Below are 21,734 nucleotides of genomic sequence, written 5' to 3' on the forward strand. Positions count from 1 at the left end.
CTAGCGGTCCGGTCTCGGCCTGCGCATGCGGATGTGCGGGATGCCGTCGTCGTCCACGAACTCCTCACCCTCCGGCCGGAAGCCGTATCGCGCGTAGAAGCCCTGCGCGTAGGTCTGCGAGTCGAGAACGCACTCCGCTTCGCCCGCGAACGCCATCGCGGCCTCCATCAGGAGAGCGCCCAGCCCGCTGCCCCGCACCGAGCGGGCCGTGCATACCCGGCCGATGCGCAGCACACCGTCGGGTTCGGTGAGCACGCGAAGACACGCCGCGGCGCCGTGTTCCCCGGGAACCCAGAAGTGCCGGGTGGTGGGCAGCAGGTCCTTGCCGTCCACCTCCGGGTAGGCGGCCTCCTGCTCGACCACGAACACGTCGACCCGCAGTTTCAACAGATCATGCAATTGGGCGGCGGTGAGTTCCGTGCCCGCGCGCGAGAGGGTTTCGGTCACCTTCGAAGGCGTACCAGAAGGCTGTCCACGTGTTCGGAGTAGGTCGCTACGCGGGTGTAGACACCGGGCTTGCCTGGCTTCGCGCAGCCGTCACCCCACGACACGATGCCGACCAGGATGTCGCCCACCACCAGCGGGCCACCGGAGTCACCGTGGCAGGCGTCGACACCGCCCTCCGGATAGCCCGCGCACATCATCGTGTCCGGCTCGTAGGAGCCGTAGGCCTGGGCGCACTCGCTGTCGCTCATTACCGGCACCGTCGCACCCTGCAGTTCGGTTGCCTTGTCTCCGCCCTCCCACAGGCGGCCCCAGCCGAGCACCATCGCCTCCGTGCCGGGCAGGTAAAGGTCCGTGTCCTCGCTGGACGGCAACCGCGCGGGCCGGTACGGCACGGGACGGTCCAGTTTGAGCACCGCGATGTCGTTTCCCGCGGTCGGGTCCTGGTAGCCGGGCGCGAGCCACACACTGCGCACGCCGGTCTGGATGCCGTCGGCCATCCTCGTGTCCTGCCTGCCCGCCACGACCCCGAGTTCATAGGGTCGCACCGCAACCGCGCAGTGGGCCGCTGTCAGCACCGTGTCGTGCTCGACCAGCGTGCCGCCGCAGAACTGATGGTTCCGCCCGTCGACCAGGTACACGGCATACGGATGGTCACCGATCGACACATCGTGGCCGCCGACGATGAACGGCTGCGCCTTACTGGTCTGGTCCGCGTGCGCGACAGGCGCGAAGGCGGCGGCCAACAACAGCGCGAAGGTCACGATCAGCGCGCGTCGGAACTTTGTGGACACGGAATTTCCCCTCCCTCGATACCAGGACAACCCTAGATTGAACCTGGGCGCCCACGGTGTCCCCGGAAGGAGTGGAATAGCTTGGCGGCAATCCGAGGCGGACTGCTTGTGGCGGGAACGACGTCGGACGCGGGCAAGTCGACTGTCGTGGCTGGACTGTGCCGCTGGCTCGCACGCCAGGGTGTGAGGGTGGCTCCCTTCAAGGCGCAGAACATGTCGAACAACTCCATGGTGTGCGCCGACGGCTCCGAGATCGGCAGGGCTCAGTGGCTGCAGGCACGGGCATGCGGGGTCGAACCGGAATCGGCGATGAACCCGGTACTGCTCAAACCGGGCGGCGACCGGCGCAGCCACGTCGTGTTGCGCGGCAAGCCGTGGGGCGAGCTCGACTCCCGAAACTGGTCGGCAGGCCGCGAAGTGCTCGCCTCCTCGGCCCACGACGCGCTCGCCGAGTTGCGAGCCCGGTTCGATGTCGTTGTCTGCGAGGGCGCCGGCAGCCCTGCCGAGGTGAACCTGCGGGAGGGTGACTACGTCAACATGGGCCTCGCGAGGGCGGCGGACCTTCCCGTTGTGCTCGTCGGCGACATCGACAGGGGTGGCGTGCTCGCCGCCATGGCGGGAACGGTCGGGCTGCTCGACAAGCAGGACCAAGCGCGGTTGGCCGCGTTCGTCGTGAACAAGTTCCGGGGTGATCGCGCACTGCTCGAGCCAGGGCTGCGCACGCTGCGCGAGATCACCGGTAGGCCGGTGCTCGGGGTGTTGCCCTGGCTCTTCGACGTGTGGCTGGACTCCGAGGACGCGCTCGCGATCGCGGGCTGGTCGCGCCACCGAAGTGGTGGGCAGCCGACACTGCGCGTCGCCGTGGTGCGGCTGCCGAGGGTGTCCAATGCCACCGACGTCGACCCGCTGGCGGCCGAGCCGGGGGTCGCGGTGACGGTCACTGCCGACCCTGACGTGCTCGCGGCCGCCGACCTGGCCGTGCTTCCAGGCACGAGGTCCACTGTGGACGACCTCAGTTGGTTGCGGGAGCGTGGCCTTGCCGATGTCCTTGCCGTGCGAGTGCGGCAGGGCCGCCCGGTGCTCGGCATCTGCGGTGGCTTTCAGATGTTCGCGGGCGCCGTTCACGACGATGTCGAGTCGGGCGCGGGTACGGTGCCCGGTCTCGACCTGCTGCCACTGGAGGTGCGCTTCGGCCGGGACAAGACACTGCGAAGGCCAACGGGTCACTGGCGAGGCCATCCGGTCACCGGCTACGAGATCCACCACGGTGTCATCACCAGAAGCGACGGAGACTGGGAACCGTTTCTGGACGGTATGCGACGCGGAGCGCTGTGGGCGACGATGTGGCACGGCGCGTTCGAAAGCGACGCGTTCCGCCGCGCGTGGCTGGCCGAGATCGCCTCGCAGGCGGGGGTGCCATGGCAGCCGCACGAGAACGCCCCCGGGTTCGCGACCCGCAGGGAAGCCATGCTCGACACCCTTGCCGACGCGATCGCCGAGCACGTGGACACCTCCGCGCTGCTTGAGCTGATCCGCGAAGGCGCACCCGCCGACCTGCCGTGGGTGCGGCTCGGCCGCGAACCCGGCTGAGGGGGCCTCGAACCTCCGAACCGGACACGACACCACTCGACGCAGGCCGTGACCTTGACCACATCAGCCGTGGTGGTCCTGTCGTGGTGGGCGTGCGGAACAATTCGACACTGAACCCGGTTGGGTTACACGCAACCCGTCGCCGTCCGAAGGGCAACGCCGTGCCGCACTACGACCTCGTGATCGTCGGTACCGGATCCGGTAACTCGATCCTCGACCAGCGGTTCGCCGACCGTAAGGTCGCGATCGTCGAGAAGGGCGTCTTCGGTGGCACGTGCCTGAACGTGGGCTGTATCCCCACGAAGATGTTCGTCTACCCCGCCGACCTCGCGGCCACCCCCTCGGAGGCGAAGCGGCTTGGCGCCGATCTGGAGCTTCGAGGAGTGCGGTGGCGAGAGATTCGTGACCGGGTTTTCGGACGGATCGACCCGATCGCCGACGGTGGGCTGCGGTACCGACTCGACCATCCCGACAACGACGGCGTAACGGTGTACCAGGGCGAGGGCCGGTTCACCGGGCACAAGGAACTGACGGTCACCCTGCCCCACGGGGAGGAGACGCTGACAGCGGAGGAGTTCGTGCTGGCCGCGGGCGGCCGAGCGACGGTGCCGGACGTGCCTGGCCTGGCAGAGGTCGACTACCACACCTCCGACACCGTAATGCGCATCGACGAGTTGCCCCGTCGCGCGATCATTCTGGGCAGCGGGTTCATCAGCGCCGAGTTCGCCCACGTCCTCGGCTCCTTCGGCGTGGACGTGACGATCGTGGCCCGTTCGGGCGCGCTGCTTCGCACCGAGGACGACGACATCAGCGAGCGATTCACCGAACTGGCGTCGCGGCGTTTCGACGTGCGCCTCAACCGCGCGACCGTGCGTGCCCGCCGCACCTCCGCCGGAGTGGCACTCGACCTGCGTGGTCCCGGCGGCGACGAGACCGTCGAAGCCGAGTTGTTGCTTGTGGCCACGGGTAGGCGCCCCAACTCAGACCTGCTCGACGTGGCCGCGACCGGCGTCGCCACCTCGCAGAGCGGGCACATCGTGGTGGACGAGTACCAGCGCACCAGCGTGGAGGGCATCTACGCACTCGGTGACCTGTCTTCGTGGTACGAGCTCAAACACGTGGCCAACCACGAGGCGCGCGTCGTGCAGCACAACCTGCTGCACCCCGACGATCCGATCGCGGCCGACCACCGGTTCGTACCACACGCCGTGTTCACCTCACCGCAGATCGCCTCGGTAGGCCTCACCGAACGAGACGCGGCAGCACGAGGCGTCCGGTACGTGAGCGCCGTCCAGGACTACGCCGACATCGCCTACGGCTGGGCGATGGAGGACACCACCGGCTTCGCGAAACTGCTCGCCGAGGAAGACACCGGAAAGCTACTGGGGGCCCATATCATCGGCCCGCAGGCGCCCACCCTGCTTCAGCCGCTGATCCAGGCGATGAGCTTCGGGCTGGACGCGCGATCCATGGCGAAGGGGCAGTACTGGATCCACCCCGCTATGCCGGAACTGGTGGAGAACGCCCTGCTGAAGCTGGTCGGCGAGTAGCCGCTAGACGTACCGGGGGCGACCGGCAAGGAAGCCGAACACCATCTGGCCGGCCACGATCGCCAGCAGCATCGCGAACGACACCGTCCAGCCGCCGGTGAGGTCGTGCAGCAACCCGAACAGGAACGGCCCCAGCGCGGCGAGCAGGTAGCCGAAGCCCTGTGCCATGCCGGACAGCTTCGCGGTGTCGGAACTGTCGCGGGCGCGCAACGCGATGGTGGTGAGCGCCAACGAGAACACGCTCATACCGATGCCCACCAGGATCGACCACAGCAGCGGTGAGGCCGAAGGGGCGACCATCAGCCCGGTGACGCCCGCGATCCCGAACACCCCGAGCCCGACGATCCACCAACTTTGACTGCCCTGCCGTGCCGCCATCGCGGGCACGACCAGGCTCACCGGCAGACCGAGAATGGAAACCAGGCCCAGCAGCAGCCCCGCGGTCGTGCGAGTGACGCCCGCATCCATCAGCACCTGCGGCAGCCATCCCATGACGACGTAGGCAAGGCTCGCCTGCGAGCCGAAGAAGATCGTCACAATCCACGCGAGCGGGCTGCGCAGCAGCGACCGGCCGCCGCTCACCCCGCCCGGCGCCCTGGTCACTGACGCCCCGCCACGCATGGCGACCAGCCACAGCACCAATGCCAGCGCCGATAGCACCGCCCAACTGCCGAGGCCCGCTCGCCAACCACCCAAAGCGGCGTCGAGCGGGGGCGTCACCGAGGAACCGAGCGCACCACCCGCCTGCAACGCGGCCGTGTAGATCCCGGTCATCAGGCCGACCTTGGTGGCGAACGACGCCTTCACAACTACCGGAATCAACACGTTGGCGAACGCGATGCCAGCGCTGGCCACGAGAGTGCCGCCGAGCACGACGAGTGGCCCGTCGAGGATTCGCAGCAGCAGCCCCGCCGTCAGCACGGTGAGCGCGGTGGCCACGCCCGCGTTGACGCCGACCCGTCTGGCCAGCAGCGGGGCGGCCAATCCCGCGATGGCGAAGCAGAGCCCGGGGGCGGTGGTGAGCGCGCCTGCCCAGACACCCGACGCCCCCAGTTCGTCGCGCATCTCGTCGAGCACCGAAGCGACAGCCGTGATGGAGGGCCGCAGGTTGAGTGCCGCGAGCACCACCGCGACGGCCAGCAGCAGGCCGCCACCCAGCAGTGCCGAGTGCCTCCTGCGGCCCTGGCTCGTGCCGCGACGAACCTCGGCGTCCACGGACATCCCACCATCGGCCGACATGTTCGCTATCCTAACCATACGTAGGATGATCGGTTGAACGGATGACGCAGGGCGACTAACGCAGCGAAGGCTCGTGGAAAGGACCCAGCGGTGCCACTGGCAGCGCCCCAACGCGCCGGACTGGTCGATCAGGTCATCGGCCAGCTCAGGGAGGCCATTCGCCAGGGCGAGTGGCCTGTCGGCGAACGCATTCCCACCGAGCAGGAGCTGGTTACCACCCTCGGCGTCGGCCGCAACACGATCCGGGAGGCCGTTCGCGCACTCGCCCACAGCGGACTGCTCGAGGTACGGCAGGGCGACGGCACCTACGTGCGCGCCACCAGCGAGGTCTCCGGCGCCGTCCGCAGGCTGTGTGGCTCACAGTTGCGCGAGGTACTGCAGGTGCGCAGGACGCTGGAGGTGGAGGGCGCGGCGCTGGCCGCACGCGAGCGCACCGAAGCCGACCTGGAACTGCTCACCACGCTGCTCGACCGCCGAGACCGGGCCTGGGCCGACGGCGAATTCACCGCGTTCGTGCGCACCGATGCCGAGTTCCACCTCGCGGTGGTGCAGGCAGGCCACAACACCTTGCTCAGCGAGCTTTACCGGGGGCTGACCGAGGTGGTCACGGCCAGCGTGGCCACCACCTCGCAGGCCGACCTCTCGAAGGCCGAGGCGATCGACCACCGTGGCATCCTCGACGCCATCGCGGCCAAGGACCCGCGGCGAGCGAGCGAACAGGCGCGCGGCTTCCTCGACGAACTGATCGCAAGGCAGACCGACCCGACCGGCTAGCGTCGATGGCTACCTCACGGCAACGTGAGGATCTCCGCGCCGGTCTCGGTCACCAGGATCGTGTGCTCGAACTGAGCGGTCCACTTCTTGTCCTTCGTGGTCACCGTCCAGTCGTCCGGCCAGACGTCGTAGTCGATCGTGCCCAGCGTGATCATGGGCTCGATCGTGAACGTCATGTTCTGCTCGATGACCGTGGTCACCGACGGCTCCTCGTAGTGCAACACGGTTGGCGCTGTGTGGAACGCGGGCCCGACACCGTGGCCGGTGAAGTCGCGGACGACGCCGTAACCGAACCGCTTGGCATACGACTCGATGACCCTGCCGATCACGTTCAGCTGCCTGCCCGGACGCACGGCCTTGATGGCACGCATCGTCGCCTCGCGGGTGCGTTCGACGAGCAGCCTGACCTCCTCGGACACGTCACCGGCGAGGAACGTGGCGTTGGTGTCGCCGTGCACACCGCCGATGTAGGCCGTGACGTCGATGTTGCAGATGTCACCGTCCTCGATCACGGTCGAGTCGGGGATGCCGTGGCAGATGACCTCGTTCAGCGAGGTGCAGCAGGACTTGGGGAAGTCGCGGTAGCCCAGCGTGGATGGATATGCCCCGTGGTCGAGCAGGAACTCGTGCACCACCCGGTCGATGTCGTCGGTGGTGTTGCCTGGTTTGACGGCCTTGCCGCCTTCCTCCAGCGCCTGCGCCGCGATCCGGCTCGCCACGCGCATCGCCTCGATGACCTCCGGGCTGCGCACGCCGTTGCCGCTGTCCCGTTTGGGCGCGGGCTTACCGACGTACTCGGGACGATCGATGGAGGACGGGACGGGGCGGCGTGGGGACTGGACGCCGGGCTTGAGCGGAGCGCGATCGGGCATGCCCCCAGCCTACGACGCTGCCCGATCGGCGGACCGGCGAGCAGGACCCTGCCACACGTCAGGACAGCTGTTCGAGAAAGCGCTCGCTGACCTGGACGGCGGGCTTGGACGACCCCGCCCCCACCAGCAAAACCGAGAAGGCGACGTCACCGGAGTAACCGGCGAACCACCCGTGGGCGTTGCTTCCGTCGCCGAACTGCGCGGTGCCCGTCTTGCCGTGCACACCTGGCAGGTCACTTAGCTGCCGCGCTGTGCCATCGGTCACCACCTCGCGCATCATGCCGCGCAGTGCTTTCAACACCTCCGGCTTCAACGGCTCTCCGAGTTTGGTGGCCTCGGTGCGTTGTCCACTCACCAGGCTCGGCACCGGGGTCTTGCCCGGGGCGACCGTGCCTGCCATCAGCGCCATCCCGAACGGGCTGGCGAGCATGCGGCCCTGACCGAAGCCGTTCTCCGCGCGTAGCACTCGCGTGTCCCCCGGCGGGGCGGACCCGGTGACCGTCGTGATGCCCGGCACCACGAAATCCGCACCGATGCCGAGACTGCGAGCCGCCTCGGTGAGCGCCGACGGAGGCAGGTCAGCCGACAGCCGGGCGAACGTGGTGTTGCACGAGTGCGCGAACGCGGTGTGCAACGGCCCCGTAGGGAGGCCGAACCGCTCGTCGTTGGGCACCAACCTGTCCGCGATCACGGTGGTCGGCGGGCATTCCACCCGCGTGTCGGAACGCACACGGCCCTGCCCGAGCACGGCGGCCGCCGTAGCGATCTTGAAAGTGGAGCCGGGCGGATAGCGGCCAGTGAGCGCGATGGCGCCCTCCGCGTCGGCGGGTTCGTTCTGCGCGACGGCCAACAGTTCACCGGTTGACGGCCGCAACGCCACAATCGCCCCTGGCACATCGACCTCGTCCAGCGCCCGCTCGGCGGCCTGCTGGGTCGGCAGGCTCAGCGTGCTGTTCAAGGCCTTCGCCTCTTGCGGTCGCACACTGTGCAGCCGGTCTAGTTCGGCGCCGGAGGCGTCCACGACGACGATCCGCCAGCCGGGCTTGCCGCCGAGTCGACCGGCCATGGCGGTGCGGATAGCGGGAAGGACCTGGCTACCGAGGTCCTTCTCGACCGGAAGCAGTCGTTGCTGGCTGGTGAACCGCACACCGGGCAGGTTGTAGATGGCGGGTTTGATCGCGTAGTAGTCGGTCGAGCGCAGCACGGCAACGACGTAGGGCTTGCCTGCCTCGGTGTTTCGCACGCCCTCGCCGATGGAGCGCCGGGTGATGCTCGCGTCAAGCGGGCCAAGCTTGTCGGCGAGCGTGCCCACTACTCGCTGCAGCTCCTCGCCCGCCTCCTTACGGTCCACGAGCACGCTGACGACCGTGTCGGCGGTGAGCAGCGGCGCGCCGTCGCGGTCGAGGACGGGTGCGGGCGGCGGCAGTTCGGTTCGCAGGGCCAGCGACTGGTTCGCCCCGAGCTTGGGATGCACGACGGTAGGTTGCCAGCGCAGCTTCCACTCGCCCTCGATCTGGTACAGGCGGGCGCGAGCGTCGTAGTCCCAGCGACGGCCGTCGCCGAGCCGCCACCCGATCCGGTAGTCGGCTCCCGCCTCCCGACCATCCCACTCGTCTACCCGGTTCACCCGCGCTTCGACGGCCTCGGGTTGCAGTGCGGACCTCACCTGGTCGAGCGTGCTCTTCGCGGCTCCTGGGGAGTCGGTCAGTGCGGCGGCCCGTTCGGTGTCGCCCCCGGCAAGCGCGGCCAGGAACTCGGTGGTGACGTCCTCGGCGTCGCTGCCGCCGAACACTCCGCACCCACTGAGTATGAGAGCTGCACCGAGCAGTAACGACACGATCGGGTGAGGCCTGGTTCGCACAGGCTGACAATATGCGATCGCCCCCCGGTTCCGCGGCTCATTAACGCCACCGGTCGTAGCGGGCCACCAGTACCGAACCCAGCTTCGGGGTGTCCGACCTCGACGAGTGTGCGCGCGGCGCGAGCGGCCGAAACCGTCATCGACCGTGAACCCGCTCAGAAGAGCACCGTCGCGTAGCGGCCGACCTGCTGGAAGCCGATCTTGCGGTAGGCGGCGAGCGCCGGTGCGTTGAAGGAGTTGACGTACAGGCTGGCGATGCGGCCCATCCCCTGCACGAGCCTGGCGGCGACGGCGGCCGTTCCCGCCGTGCCGAGGCCGCCACCGCGCCGGTCGGGATGTACCCACACCCCCTGGATCTGGCCAACGCTCCCAGAAAGCGCGCCGATCTCGGCCTTGAACACCACTTCACCGTGTTCGAACCTGGCGAACGCCCGACCCGATGCGATCAGTTCGGACACCCGTGCCCGGTAACTCGCTCCCCCGTCGCCGATCCTCGGGTCAATGCCCACCTCCTCGGTGAACATGGCGACCGCCGCGGGCAGGTACCGCTCCAGCTCGTCGGGTCGCACAGGTCGCACGAACGGGTCGACGGCGACATCGGGCAGCCGGTCGATGGCCATCAGCGGCTGATCAGGCCGCACCTCCCTGGCGGGTCCCCATTCGGCCACCAACTCCGACCACAGGCCCAGCACCTGTTCGGCCGGGCCGACAAGAGACGAGCATGTCCTCGGCCTGCGCAGCGCACGGTCGGCGAAGGAACGCAACACGGCCGCGTTGCCCCGCAACGGGATCAGGTTGGGACCCGCGAAGCACAGCCCCTGCAGTCCGTTCCTGCCGTAGCGGCCTTCGGCGCCCCACAGTTCCCCGCCGAGCCGCCATGGGTCCAGCCCGGCCAACTCGACGCGGGCGGAAACCATGCAGCTGCCCACCGGGTCCGCCGCGAGCACCGCGCGAACGGCCGGGTAGTCCCTGTCCTCGAGCAGCCTCGCACCGGCAAGCCGCAACACACGTCAAGATTGCCAGATGAACGGCCGAGTAGGAAAAGCCCGTCCCCGAACCCCAGGATTCACTCGAACCGGTCGGTGTCCAGTTCGATGTCGAACGGCTCGCCGAGCTTGATCCGTTCGCCGACTGCCAGCCTGCAAGCCCTGCGGTAGGAGCCGCCTGCCGGCTCGCTGAACAGCGACACGGCGGCGCCTTCCTCGTCGAAGGGGTCGATGAGCAGGTACTGCGGAATGCCGCCGTGCGCGTACGCCCACTTCTTGCGCTTGCGGTCGTGCTCAGCGTTACCTCGGGAGGTGATTTCGACGGCGAGCAGCACATCCTCGGCTACCACGGGATCGGACGTTCTCGGCACGGCGCTTCGGGGCACCACGCACAGGTCGGGGACGTAGATCGCGCCGATGCCGCTGATCCCGACCCCGAGTGTCTGGAAGACTCCACAGCCAGCAGGCCGCCCGCGCGTCAGAGCGTCATGGACCTGATCGGCGATCAGATTGTGCGTTCCCCCAGGGGGCGGCGTCATGTGGATCCCCTCAAGCGTAACCTCCGGCCGCCACCCCTCGGGGATCTCCAGCCTCCGCCAGGTTGCCAGAAGGTCGTCCCAGCTCAACGCGGAATCAGCGAACGCGACGCTCATGAGCAACCTCCCGTGCACCGCCGTATCTCGAGGATATCAAGCCCCGCCGTAGGTGCCGAACGTCCACACATTGCCGTCGGGGTCGGCGATCGCGACGTTGCGGGAGCCGTAGTCGGTGTCGTGTGGTTCGGCCAGGATCTTGGCCCCGGCCGCTCGTGCTCGCTCACAGACCTGGTCGGGATCTCGCGTCGCGACGTAGAGCAGGCTGCTGCCCGTCGCTGATTCGGACTGCCCGGTGTGGCCGTTGGCCGCGCAGCCGTACATGACACCGCCGCCCTCGGGCCACAGCAACTCGCCGTGCCGCACAGTGGTGCCGTCCTCCCCTCGCACCGTGAAGCTCTCGGTGAAGCCGATGACCTCGATCAGAAAGCGCCTCGCCGCCTCGGTATCGGTGTACAGGATGGCGGGCCAGACTCCGGGTTTGCTCATGTTGTTCATACTTGCGATCCTGCTGCCTGCTTACCGGTGTCGTATTGCAGGAATGGGAGCTCCTCTGCGATCCAGGTGCCCGGAGAACACCCGGCCAGCGCCCGCCACTCGTTGGTGAGGTGCGACTGATCGCTGTAGCCGCATACCGCCGCAAGTTCCGCCAGGTTCATTCGGGTACCGCGCCGCAGCAACGTGCCAGCGCGCTCGAAACGCAGCACCCTGGCCGCCTGCTTCGGGGAAAGGCCCACCTCACGCCGGAACACCTCGCCCAGGTGCCTTCGGCTCCAGCCGACCTCCCCTGCCAGCTGCGCCACGCGCATCGTGCCACCGCTGGCCAGCAGCCACCGCCAGGCCAACGCCAGCTCCGGTACGGGGTCCTCGGTGCCGGTGAACCCGCCGAGCAGCACCTCGTCGAGCACCGCGAAGCGGCCTCGCCAACCCGATTCAGCAGCAAGCCGCGGCGGTAGCGCGGCGAATCGTGAGCCGAGGTCAGCGAGATCGACCACGTGCTCGCTCAGCTCGGCGGAGGAGTAGCCGAACAACGCCCGCAGCCCGAGGGGGTGCAACTCCACGTGGACGCCGCACAGGTGGCCCTGCTGGGCGATCAGCACAGGACTGGTGTGCATACCGCCGAGCACACCCTGCGGTCGCGCCGACGGCTGACCCGAACCAGGGGCACCGATCACCCGCATCGGATCGGCCAAACTGATCGCGAGCGTAACGTGCCTACTCGGCAACCCCCTGTGTAGCGCGGGCGCGGCCTCGTGCCGGGCGTAGCCCAGGTAGCGCATGACGAGCGGCCGCAGCGCTGGGTGCGGGGCTGCCATGACCCACTCGTCGCCACTCATGGCACCGGGAGCTCCTTGCGAACCACCGGCGCGACCTCCGTGCCCAGCAGTTCGATCGCGCGCAGTGTCTCCCGCTGCGGCACGCCTCCGAAGCCCAACTGGATGAGCAGCCTGCCGTGCCCGAAGAGCTCGTGCTGGTACAGGATCTTGTCGATGATCTCCTGCGGGCTGCCGACCACGAGCGCCCCCTCGCGTGCGGCCTGCCGGTCGTAAGCGGGGCGCGGGGTGTGGAAGCCGTGCCCTCGCTCGTGGAAGTTCTCCAGCATCCCACGGTCGAAGTGGGGGTAGGAGAGGTCGCGGGCCGCCTGACTCGTCGAGGCCACGAACCCTGGTGAGTTGATACTCAGCCGTAGCCCGGCCGGGTCATGTCCTGCCTCTTGGGCCGTCTGGCGGTACAGGCGCGCCAGTGGCACGAAACGCGGCAGTGCACCTCCGATGATCGCCAGCGCGAGCGGCAGCCCTAGCCTGCCCGCCCGGACCACCGAGGGAGGTGCCCCACCAACAGCAAGCCACACGGGCAGTTTCTCCTGCAGTGGCCTCGGCGCGATGTCGGCTTCGTGAAGTGCGGGGCGGTAGTTGCCCGACCAGCTGATTGGATTGCGCTCCCGTACCGCCAACAGCAGGTCGAGCTTCTCGGCGAACAGCGCGTCGTACTCGGCGAGGTCGTAACCGAACAGCGGGAAGGACTCCAGATAGGAACCCCTGCCCGCGATGATCTCGGCTCGGCCTCCCGAGACCAGGTCCAAGGTCGCGTACTGCTGAAACACCCGCACCGGGTCCTCGGAGCTGAGCACGGTCACCGCGCTCGACAACCGGATGTCGCGGGTACGTTCGGCCATGGCCGACAGAACGACAGAAGTGGCGGAGACGGCGAAGTCGCTGCGGTGGTGCTCACCAAGGGCGAACACGTCGAGCCCGACCTGGTCGGCGACCTCCGCCTGCTCGATGTAGTCGCGGATCCGCTGCCTCGCCGTGGGCAGCTTGCCGGTGACGGGGTCGGTAGTGATCTCCCCGAAGGAGTAGATCCCGAGTTCGAACGCCACTCAGCTCACCGTGACTACCGGTTCCCCACTCTCGCCCGACTCCTCGGCGATCCGCATGGCTTCCTCGATCAGGGTCTCGACGATCTGGTGCTCGGGCACGGTTTTGATCACCTCGCCCTTGACGAAGATCTGCCCCTTGCCGTTGCCGGAGGCGACACCGAGATCGGCTTCCCTCGCCTCCCCCGGTCCGTTCACCACGCAACCCATCACCGCGACCCGCAGCGGCACCTCCATGCCCTGGAGTCCCGCGGTCACCTCGTCGGCGAGCTTGTAGACGTCCACCTGCGCTCGACCGCACGAAGGGCAGGAAACGATTTCCAGCTTGCGTGGCCGCAGGTTGAGTGACTGCAGGATCTGGACGCCGACCTTGACCTCCTCGACCGGAGGCGCGGACAACGAGACGCGGATGGTGTCGCCGATACCCTGCCGAAGCAGCGCGCCGAATGCCACCGCCGACTTGATGGTGCCCTGGAAGGCCGGTCCCGCCTCGGTGACGCCCAGGTGCAGCGGGTAATCGCACTGCTCCGCCAGGATCTCGTAGGCCCGAATCATCACGACGGGATCGTTGTGCTTGACCGAGATCTTCAGGTCGTGGAAGTCGTGTTCGGCGAACAGCGACGCCTCCCACAACGCCGACTCGGCGAGCGCTTCGGGCGTGGCCTTGCCGTACTTCGCAAGCAGTCGCTTGTCCAGCGACCCGGCGTTCACACCGATGCGGATCGGTGTGCCGTGGTCGGAGGCGGCGCGGGCGATCTCGGCGACCTTGTCGTCGAACTTCTTGATGTTGCCCGGGTTCACCCGGACGGCTGCGCAACCGGCCTCGATCGCGGCGAACACGTACTTCGGCTGGAAGTGAATGTCGGCGATCACCGGGATCTGCGACTTCTTCGCGATCGCGGGCAACGCCTCCGCGTCGTCCGCGCTCGGGCAGGCGACGCGCACGATGTCGCAGCCCGCGGCCGTGAGCTCGGCGATCTGCTGCAGCGTGGCGTTGACGTCGGCGGTGACCGTGGTGGTCATCGACTGCACGGAAATCGGGTGCTCACTGCCGACACCGACCTGGCCGACCTGCAACTGACGGGTCTTGCGGCGTTCGGAGAGCACGGGGGGCGGCGTGGCTGGCAAACCCAGGTCGATGTTCATCGAATCCTCTGCTATCTCCTCAACTGCCTTGCCGAGTCCACGATACGTGAGCGCCACCTGGCGCGGGCCCGCCACTACTGCGGAAACAGCCGGATCGGGTTCACGATGTCGGCCGTGACGGTGAGCAGCACCACCGCACCTCCGATGACCACGATGACCGCTGTCACCGCATTGAGTTTCGTGTAGTCCACCGGTCCGCCAGCGGCCTTGCCGCGAAGCTTGCGCAACCAGTCACGTACCCGTTCGTACCAGGTGACGGCGATGTGGCCACCGTCGAGCGGCAGCAGCGGCAGCAGGTTGAAGATGCCGACGAAGAAGTTCAGGCTCGCCAGCAGGAACAGGAAGACCTCCCACAGGCCCTGCTCGGCCGCCTCACCGCCGATCCGGCTCGCGCCGACCACGCTGACGGGGGTGTTCGGGTCCCGCTCGCCTCCGAAAATGGCCTCCACCACGGCGGGAATGCGCTCGGGGAACTCCAGCAGCCGCTGCCAGGTCTGCACGAGGATCTCACCGGTGAACTCGGCCGACCCGCCGAGCGCGTCGACCGGACCGTACGGCAGCAGGCTCGCGGGCGCCACCCCGATCGCACCAGCCTTCTCCGTCCCCCCGTCGGGCGAGGGACGGGTCAGCTGGGGCACGTCCACGGTCAGTGTCTGCAACGCCCCGTCGCGTAGCACCTTCACCTCGGTGGGGCCCGAGGAGTTCCGCACGGCGGTGAGCAGGTCGCTCCAGCCGGAGATCTCCTTGCCTCCCACGGCCACCAGCTCGTCGCCGGGCTGGATGCCCGCGGCAAGCGCGGGCGCGGGGTCGCCAGGGCGGCAGTTGGGGTCGTTCACCTGCTCCACCGTGGTGGCATCGCGCACGCAGGACGACACCTCCGACACCACGGCCCGGTTGTCAAGGTTGGGCAACCCCATCGTGACGGCCATCAGATACAGCACCACGAATCCGAGCACGAAGTGGGTGGCGGACCCAGCGGCGAGCACGACGGTGCGCTTCCATGTCTTGAACCGCCACATGGCCCTCGGGGCCTCGTCGGGCTTGACCTCGTCCAGTGCGGTCATACCCGCGATGTCGCAGAAGCCGCCGAGCGGAATCCACTTGAGCCCGTACTCGGTCTCGCCCTTGCGGAAGGAGAACACGGTGGGCCCGAAGCCGACGAAGTAGCGGCGCACCTTCATGCCGAACGCCTTCGCCGTGACCATGTGCCCCGCCTCGTGCAGGGCGACGGACACACAGATGCCCAGCGCGAAGAGCGCGACTCCCAGGATGTAGACGAGCACGCGCTACTTCCCTCCCGTGCTGATAGCAAGGGCGCGCTCGCGCGCCCACTGTTCCGCGGCGAAGACGTCCTCGACGTCGCGAGGCTGCGCGCGCCACTCGTCGGCCGACTCCACCACCTGTTGCACAGTGTCCACGATGGACGTGAAACCGGTGTTCTGCGCGAGGAAGGCGGACACCAGTTCCTCGTTGGCGGCGTTGAACACGGCGGGAAGGCAGCCGCCCACCGATCCGACGTGCCTGGCTAGCTCTACGGCGGGGAACGCCTCGGCGTCCAGCGGCTCGAACGTCCAAGCCGCCGCCTCGTCCCACCGGCACGCCTTCGCGGCGCCCGGCACGCGGTTTGGCCAGTGCAGTGCCAGCGCGATGGGCAGCCGCATGTCGGGCGGGCTGGCCTGCGCCAGCGTCGAACCGTCGACGAAGGTCACCATCGAATGCACGATCGACTGCGGGTGCACCACGACGTCGATGCGTTCGCACGGGATGTCGAACAGCAGATGTGCCTCGATGAGTTCAAGTCCCTTGTTCACCATCGTGGCGGAGTTGATGGTGACCAACGGGCCCATCGCCCACGTGGGATGTGCCAGGGCGTCGTCGACCGTGACACCTGCCATCTGCTCGCGCGTGCGCCCACGGAAGGGCCCACCCGAGGCGGTCAGCACCAACCGGTCGACCTCGACTGCCGATCCCGCTCGTAGCGCCTGCGCGAGCGCGGAATGCTCGGAGTCCACAGGGACCAGCTGTCCCGGCCCTGCCGCGTCCAGCACGAGCGGCCCACCCGCGATCAGCGACTCCTTGTTCGCCAGCGCCAGCGTCGCGCCGGTCTCCAGCGCGCGAAGGGTGGGAACCAACCCCTGCGATCCAGGCATGCCGTTGAGCACCACGTCGGCGGCCGCGGTGTCGATCAGTTCCAGTACGGCGTCCGGCCCCGCGAACACCCGTGGCAGCCGGAACTCGCCCTTGGCGTACCCCCGCCGCTGCGCCTCGGTGTAGAGCGCCAACTGCAGGTCCTCCACCGCGGTGGACTTCGTCACGGCCACCGCCGCCGCGCCGTGCGCGACGACCTGCGCGGCCAGCGCCTGCGGGTCCGACCCGCCCGCCGCGATCCCGGCGACGCGGAAAAGGCCGGGGTTGCGGCCGACGATGTCGAGCGCCTGCGTGCCGATGGAACCGGTCGAGCCGAGAATGAGAACGCTCCGTGGTTGCCCGCTCACGCATTCACTCTTCCATGTCCGGGCCGCCGAGGGACGGAACCCGCGCAGCTGTCATCGTGACCATTGTCGTCACCATTGTCGCGGACGGCCCCCAAGGGCTCGTAACAGGCATGTGCGATCATCGAACCGCAGGTGAGACACGTGAGGAGTCATCGTGGCAGGAAAGACTGTCGAGAAGCGCACCGGAACCGACGTTGACACCCGCGACGAGCCGTCGGTCGAGTGGGGCTGGCACGGCACCTTCCCGAAGGCGGCCAGGGCCGGGGGTTGGTTCACCGCGTTCGTACTGTTCATGATGCTCATCGGTAACCACGAGGGTCAGACGGAGAACATCTGGCTGGTCGGACTCGGCTCGGCCCTCGTGCTCGGCCTGCTGTACGACATGGCACGGCGTCGCACCGCCTGGCGGCGCTGACCCGGCGCGAACGGTCAGCCCACTCACGAACCCTCCGCGGCCAACTGGCCGCATGCCGCGGCGATCTCCTGGCCGCGGGTGTCGCGGACGGTGCAGGTAATGCCGCCCGCGTTGACCCGGCGCACGAACTCGCGCTCCACCGGTTTCGGGCTGGCGTCCCACTTGCTGCCCGGCGTCGGGTTCAGCGGAATCACGTTGACGTGCGCCAGCCTGCCGAGGTGTTCGCGCAACAAGTCCGCCAGCAGGTCGGCCCTCCATGGCTGGTCGTTGACGTCCCTGATGAGGGCGTATTCGATGGAAACCCGGCGGCCGGTCGTGTCGGCGTAGTACCTGGCCGCGCGTAGCACCTCGGCCACCGGCCACCGGTTGTTGACGGGCACCAGCTCGTCGCGCAGCTCATCGTCGGGTGTGTGCAGCGACACCGCGAGCCGGACCTGCATCCGCTCGTCGGCCAGTTTCCTGATCGCGGGTGCGAGCCCCACGGTGGACACGGTGACCGATCGCTGCGAGATGCCGAGACCGGCAGGCGACGGTTCTGTGATCCTGCGCACGGCGGCGAGCACGCGGTTGTAGTTCGCCAGCGGCTCACCCATGCCCATGAACACGATGTTGGACAGCCTGCCCTCGGTCGGCGTGCCTTCGGAGTCGGGCATGAGCCCGTCTCGCAGCACGGCAGCGGCCGCACGTACCTGGTCGACGATCTCGGCGGTGGACAGGTTTCGTTCCAGCCCACCCTGCCCCGTCGCGCAGAACGGGCAGGCCATGCCACAACCGGCCTGGCTGGAGATGCACAGCGTCGCGCGGTCCGGGTAACGCATCAACACGCTCTCCAGCAGCGTGCCGTCGTGCGCGCGCCACAGGGTCTTGCGTGTGCTGCCGCCGTCGCAGGTCACCGCGCGCACCTCGGTCAGCAGCGGCGGCAGCAGCTCGCCCACCAGTCGCTGGCGCGCCGAGGTGGGGATGTCGGTCATCGCGTGCGGGTCCGTGGTGAGCCGGGAGAAGTAGTGGTGGGAGAGCTGCTTGGCGCGAAACGGCCGCTCGCCGAGCGCGGCGACGGCATCGGCACGCTCGGCGACCGTCAGGTCGGCGAGGTGGCGAGGTGGCATGCCTCGGCGCGGGGCGTCGAAGACCAGGGGAAGGGCGGTGGAGCCAGTCATAACACTGCCAATTCTCCCACGGTGGAGTCAGGCGTCGGCATGCAGCGGGCAAAAGTCCTGAACTTCCGACACGAGAGCCACGGCCGCTGGTCATCCCCCCGGCCGCGACGAGCGAACCAGCCCGCCGGGCTTGCGCCGAAGCAGGATGCGGTAGCCCACGGGCAGTATCAGCTCGTCGTCCTCGGTTCCCGTGTTCAACTTCAGTGTCTCGGCGACGGCGCGCTCGGCGACCCTGGCGCTGAACTCGATCCGCAACACAGCCGCCATGCTCGCGCGGTCGGGAAACCGCCACCGCGTCTCCACGCGTAGACAGCTGAAGCCCTGCCGGGCGAAGAACGCGTCGACCACGTCTGGGTCGTAGCGCGGAAGGTCAGCCAGCATCCAGTCGCCGTACGGCCGGTGCCTGGTGTCGAGATCGACGATCGCGAGCACCCCGCCGGGCCGCAGCACGCGATCCGCCTCCCGCAGCCCCGGCTCACATCCCTGCCCGAAGAAGTAGGCGGTTCGGGCATGGACCATGTCGGCGCTGGCGTCCGCCAGCGGCAGCCGCTGTGCCGTGCCGCCGCGCACCGCGACCGTCGGATATCCCGCCAGCCTGTGCTTGGCTCTGCGCACCAGCGGTTCGTGCGGTTCGACACCGAATACCGAGCGCGCCGTCGCGGCGAACCGAGGCAGGTGGAAGCCGTCGCCGCAGCCGACGTCCACGACATCGGCTCCCTCCCAACACACCTGTTCGGCGAGCCGGGACCAGATCACGTCGTCGGCATCCTGCGCGCGGTTCTCGAGCTCGTAGGTATCGGTGTAGTACCAGATGTTGGGGCTGGGTACGACGTCCGTCCTGCGCAGAAGCCGTTTCACCCGAACTAGCGTACAGAGACCCGCCGTTGACGTAAGATCATCCGCGCGAGGCGGCTCGGCGAGCCCACCCATCGCCGCGACTCGCGCGAGCAGCCGGGCATGCCGCGTAGCCAAGGAGTTGTGCCATGTCCGTCGGTGCCCAAGCCCACTGGAAGATCGCGGCGGGAACACCGTGTTGGGTCGAGCTTGCGACAGCGAACGAGGCCTCGGCACGTCAGTTCTACGGCGAACTGTTCGGCTGGGACTTCCACGTCAAGCGTGATCCGGCGACCGCCAATCGCCGCTACGCGATCGCCCTACACGACGACCTGCAAGTCGCGGGCCTGTACCAGGCTGCCCGCGACCAGCCGACCGGTTGGAGCGTGCACCTGGCGGTGAACAGCACCGTCACCACGGCCGAGTGGGTGGAGCATCTCGGCGGCGCGTTGACCTTGGGCCCTGTCGAGATCCCCGGCAGGGGCAGAATCCTGCACGCGGTGGACCCCAGCGGTGCACCGGTGGTGTTCTGGCAGCCGCCGCACGATTGGTACTTCCCCGAGGGCAGGCCGGGCATGTTCAGTGGCGCCGACCTCAACACCCACGACGGTGCCAGCGCGGACAGCTTCTACTGCAGGCTCTTCGGGTTCAGCAGCAGGCAGATCGGCAGGGACGACATCGACTACGCGGAATGGCGGCTGGGCCGCGACCCGGTGATCTACCGCTATGTCATGGACCCGAGATCACAGGGCACCGTCCCGCCACACTGGATGATCTACTTCCACGCCCACCCAGCACGCGGGGCCGACGCCCTCGCCGGACACGCGCTGATGCTCGGCGGAAGCGTGGTGACCGAGCCGTTCGACACCCCGTACGGACGCACGGCCGTACTCGCCGATCCAGGTGGTGCGGTGTTCTCGATCATTGATCAATCGCGTCCGGTCGACACCGGAGTCGGCAGGGCCGAGGTCGACGACCCCTACGACGACTGACGAGGACTAGCGAGGACTAGCGAGGACCGGCACTGCCGCGCCCGGGCGGCGCGGGAGCGTAGTGTCCCTACAGCATGTCGGCTCGGCATGTCGGATCAGCGTTGCCTGCTTGACGGCGCTGCTTGACGACGCTGATTGACTCAGCCCGGGACGAACGCGCTCAGCAACAACCAGGACACCACGGCGGACGGCAACAGCGAGTCGAGCCGGTCCATCAGCCCGCCGTGGCCCGGCAAGGTGGTGCCCATGTCCTTGATGCCGAGATCGCGCTTCATCAGCGACTCCATCAAGTCGCCGAGTGTCGCGGTGAGCACGATCGCGGCCCCGAACAGCACGCCCTGCCACGCCTGCCCTTCCAGCAACAGCACCAGCGACAACGCACCCGCGAGGACACCGGTCGTCAGTGAGCCCCCGAAGCCCTCCCAAGTCTTCTTCGGACTGATCGACGGCGCCATCGGGTGTCTGCCCCTGAGCACACCCGCCGCGTAGCCACCGGTATCCGAGGCGACGACCACGATCATGAAGGACAGCACCCTGCCAACGCCGTCGTCGGGCGGCACCAGCATCGCGGCGAACGAGGCGAACAGCGGCAGGTAGGCGGCCGCGAAGACCGACGCACCGACGTCACGCACGTAGCCCTTCGCGCCGGCGGGCAGCCGCCACAGCAGGCACACCAGCACGGTGAGCACGAACGCCGTAACGGCGCCCTCGCGGCCGAAGGGCCACGCGAGCCAGATCATCGCCTGACCACCGACGAGCACCGGCACCAGCGCGATCCGGATTCCCGCCGCCTTACGGAAGGCGTTGGCCAGTTCGAACGTGCCAACGGCGATCGCGGCGGCGACGATCCCGATGAACACGTACCGCACGGTGAACAGCGAAACCAGGATCGCCGCCCCCAGTACCACGCCGACGGCGATCGCCGCGGGAAGATCTCGTCCCGCGCGCGACGGCTTCCTCCCAGACGGCCTCGCCGGTTCCGACGGACCGTCCGGCTCGGCGCGTTGGCCCTCCTCGCCGCCTTCGCGCCTCTGCTGGTCGTCGCTCACCTTAGTCATCAGACCTCGAGCAGCTCTGTTTCCTTGTGTTTCACCAGCTCGTCGACCTGATGCACGTACTTGTCGGTGAGGTTTTGCAGTTCCTTCTCGGCGCGGGCGACGTCGTCCTCGCCCGCCTCGCCGTCCTTGGCGATGCGGTCGAGTTCCTCCTTGGCCTTGCGACGCACGCTGCGGATGGAGATCCGCGCGTCCTCCCCCTTGCTCTTGGCGACCTTCACCATCTCCTTGCGCCGTTCCTCGGTCAGCTGCGGGATCACGACGCGGATGATGGTGCCGTCGTTAGTCGGATTCACGCCAAGGTCGGAGTCCCGGATCGCCTTCTCGATCGCGTTGAGCTGCGAGGCGTCGTACGGCTTGACCACCGCCATCCGGGCCTCGGGGATGTTGATGCTGGCGAGCTGGTTCAGCGGTGTCGGTGCACCGTAGTACTCGACGACGATGCGGGAGAACATCGCGGGCGTAGCTCTCCCGGTGCGCACCGACGACAGATCATCCTTCGCGACGGAAACCGCCTTCTCCATCTTCTCTTCGGCATCGAAGAGGGTCTCGTCGATCAC

The 21,734-nt window shown here is 68.3% G+C and carries 22 protein-coding genes; 5 read left to right on the top strand and 17 right to left on the bottom strand.

Annotated elements, in window-relative coordinates; translation table 11 throughout:
- Both FHU38_RS19305 and FHU38_RS19310 read right to left on the bottom strand, forming a co-directional pair.
- A complete protein-coding gene (locus FHU38_RS19305; RefSeq protein WP_167173416.1) occupies positions 1-447 on the bottom strand; it encodes a GNAT family N-acetyltransferase in 447 nt (148 codons plus the stop codon).
- A complete protein-coding gene (locus FHU38_RS19310; RefSeq protein ID WP_167173418.1) occupies positions 444-1,238 on the bottom strand; it encodes a S1 family peptidase in 795 nt (264 codons plus the stop codon). Before FHU38_RS19310 ends, FHU38_RS19305 begins: the two co-directional genes overlap by 4 nt.
- 81 nt (positions 1,239-1,319) lie before the next feature.
- On the opposite strand from FHU38_RS19310, the gene FHU38_RS19315 reads away from it, so the two are divergent.
- Entirely contained in the window at positions 1,320-2,828 is a 1,509-nt protein-coding gene (locus tag FHU38_RS19315) for a cobyric acid synthase (RefSeq protein WP_208415741.1), read from the top strand.
- A gap of 161 nt (positions 2,829-2,989) precedes the next feature.
- Positions 2,990-4,378 (top strand): mycothione reductase, encoded by a 1,389-nt coding sequence (locus FHU38_RS19320; protein WP_167176302.1) that lies wholly within the window; start codon positions 2,990-2,992, stop codon positions 4,376-4,378.
- Between the two features lie 3 nt (positions 4,379-4,381).
- On the opposite strand, the gene FHU38_RS19325 is transcribed toward FHU38_RS19320, so the two are convergent.
- Complete coding sequence (locus FHU38_RS19325; protein ID WP_167173420.1) at positions 4,382-5,617, bottom strand: CynX/NimT family MFS transporter; 1,236 nt, start codon at positions 5,615-5,617, stop codon at positions 4,382-4,384.
- 90 nt (positions 5,618-5,707) lie between these two features.
- Here FHU38_RS19325 and FHU38_RS19330 point away from each other — a divergent pair, with 90 nt between their 5' ends.
- Positions 5,708-6,391, top strand: a complete 684-nt coding sequence (locus FHU38_RS19330) for a FadR/GntR family transcriptional regulator (protein ID WP_167173423.1) — start codon at positions 5,708-5,710, stop codon at positions 6,389-6,391.
- 14 nt (positions 6,392-6,405) lie between these two features.
- On the opposite strand, the gene map is transcribed toward FHU38_RS19330, so the two are convergent.
- From map to dxr, 10 genes are all read right to left on the bottom strand, one after another.
- Positions 6,406-7,263, bottom strand: a complete 858-nt coding sequence (gene map, locus FHU38_RS19335) for a type I methionyl aminopeptidase (protein WP_167173425.1) — start codon at positions 7,261-7,263, stop codon at positions 6,406-6,408.
- A 58-nt stretch (positions 7,264-7,321) separates the two neighbouring features.
- Positions 7,322-9,124, bottom strand: a complete 1,803-nt coding sequence (locus FHU38_RS19340; protein ID WP_167173427.1) for a penicillin-binding transpeptidase domain-containing protein — start codon at positions 9,122-9,124, stop codon at positions 7,322-7,324.
- Positions 9,125-9,279: 155 nt separating this feature from the next.
- Positions 9,280-10,131, bottom strand: coding sequence for a GNAT family N-acetyltransferase (locus tag FHU38_RS19345; protein ID WP_167173429.1), 852 nt, complete (start codon positions 10,129-10,131; stop codon positions 9,280-9,282).
- A 59-nt stretch (positions 10,132-10,190) separates the two neighbouring features.
- On the bottom strand, positions 10,191-10,763 hold the full coding sequence (locus tag FHU38_RS19350) for a Uma2 family endonuclease (RefSeq protein WP_167173431.1): 573 nt from the start codon (positions 10,761-10,763) through the stop codon (positions 10,191-10,193).
- A gap of 36 nt (positions 10,764-10,799) precedes the next feature.
- Complete coding sequence (locus FHU38_RS19355; RefSeq protein ID WP_167173433.1) at positions 10,800-11,192, bottom strand: VOC family protein; 393 nt, start codon at positions 11,190-11,192, stop codon at positions 10,800-10,802.
- 5 nt (positions 11,193-11,197) lie between these two features.
- Entirely contained in the window at positions 11,198-12,040 is an 843-nt protein-coding gene (locus tag FHU38_RS19360) for a helix-turn-helix domain-containing protein (protein WP_167173435.1), read from the bottom strand.
- Complete coding sequence (locus FHU38_RS19365) at positions 12,037-13,083, bottom strand: LLM class flavin-dependent oxidoreductase (protein ID WP_167173438.1); 1,047 nt, start codon at positions 13,081-13,083, stop codon at positions 12,037-12,039. The genes FHU38_RS19360 and FHU38_RS19365 overlap by 4 nt, the downstream gene beginning before the upstream one ends.
- Entirely contained in the window at positions 13,084-14,226 is a 1,143-nt protein-coding gene (ispG, locus tag FHU38_RS19370) for a flavodoxin-dependent (E)-4-hydroxy-3-methylbut-2-enyl-diphosphate synthase (protein ID WP_167173440.1), read from the bottom strand. It lies immediately after the preceding gene.
- A gap of 74 nt (positions 14,227-14,300) precedes the next feature.
- Complete coding sequence (locus tag FHU38_RS19375; RefSeq protein WP_167173442.1) at positions 14,301-15,509, bottom strand: M50 family metallopeptidase; 1,209 nt, start codon at positions 15,507-15,509, stop codon at positions 14,301-14,303.
- 3 nt (positions 15,510-15,512) lie between these two features.
- A complete protein-coding gene (gene dxr / locus FHU38_RS19380; protein ID WP_313886882.1) occupies positions 15,513-16,694 on the bottom strand; it encodes a 1-deoxy-D-xylulose-5-phosphate reductoisomerase in 1,182 nt (393 codons plus the stop codon).
- A 181-nt stretch (positions 16,695-16,875) separates the two neighbouring features.
- Here dxr and FHU38_RS19385 point away from each other — a divergent pair, with 181 nt between their 5' ends.
- Positions 16,876-17,136, top strand: a complete 261-nt coding sequence (locus FHU38_RS19385; protein ID WP_167173446.1) for a DUF2631 domain-containing protein — start codon at positions 16,876-16,878, stop codon at positions 17,134-17,136.
- Between the two features lie 23 nt (positions 17,137-17,159).
- On the opposite strand, the gene rlmN is transcribed toward FHU38_RS19385, so the two are convergent.
- Positions 17,160-18,293, bottom strand: a complete 1,134-nt coding sequence (gene rlmN / locus FHU38_RS19390) for a 23S rRNA (adenine(2503)-C(2))-methyltransferase RlmN (protein ID WP_167173448.1) — start codon at positions 18,291-18,293, stop codon at positions 17,160-17,162.
- Between the two features lie 90 nt (positions 18,294-18,383).
- The gene (locus FHU38_RS19395) at positions 18,384-19,151 is read right to left on the bottom strand and encodes a class I SAM-dependent methyltransferase (RefSeq protein WP_167173450.1); all 768 of its coding nucleotides are present in this window, start codon (positions 19,149-19,151) and stop codon (positions 18,384-18,386) included.
- A gap of 125 nt (positions 19,152-19,276) precedes the next feature.
- On the opposite strand from FHU38_RS19395, the gene FHU38_RS19400 reads away from it, so the two are divergent.
- Positions 19,277-20,119: a VOC family protein gene (locus FHU38_RS19400; RefSeq protein WP_167173452.1), complete on the top strand. Its 843-nt coding sequence runs from the start codon at positions 19,277-19,279 to the stop codon at positions 20,117-20,119.
- Positions 20,120-20,259: 140 nt separating this feature from the next.
- On the opposite strand, the gene FHU38_RS19405 is transcribed toward FHU38_RS19400, so the two are convergent.
- Positions 20,260-21,177, bottom strand: coding sequence for a phosphatidate cytidylyltransferase (locus FHU38_RS19405; RefSeq protein ID WP_167173454.1), 918 nt, complete (start codon positions 21,175-21,177; stop codon positions 20,260-20,262).
- Positions 21,177-21,734, bottom strand: coding sequence for a ribosome recycling factor (gene frr / locus FHU38_RS19410; RefSeq protein WP_167173456.1), 558 nt, complete (start codon positions 21,732-21,734; stop codon positions 21,177-21,179). Before frr ends, FHU38_RS19405 begins: the two co-directional genes overlap by 1 nt.

The sequence above is a fragment of the Saccharomonospora amisosensis genome (assembly GCF_011761185.1).
In the GTDB taxonomy this organism is placed as follows: domain Bacteria; phylum Actinomycetota; class Actinomycetes; order Mycobacteriales; family Pseudonocardiaceae; genus Saccharomonospora_A; species Saccharomonospora_A amisosensis.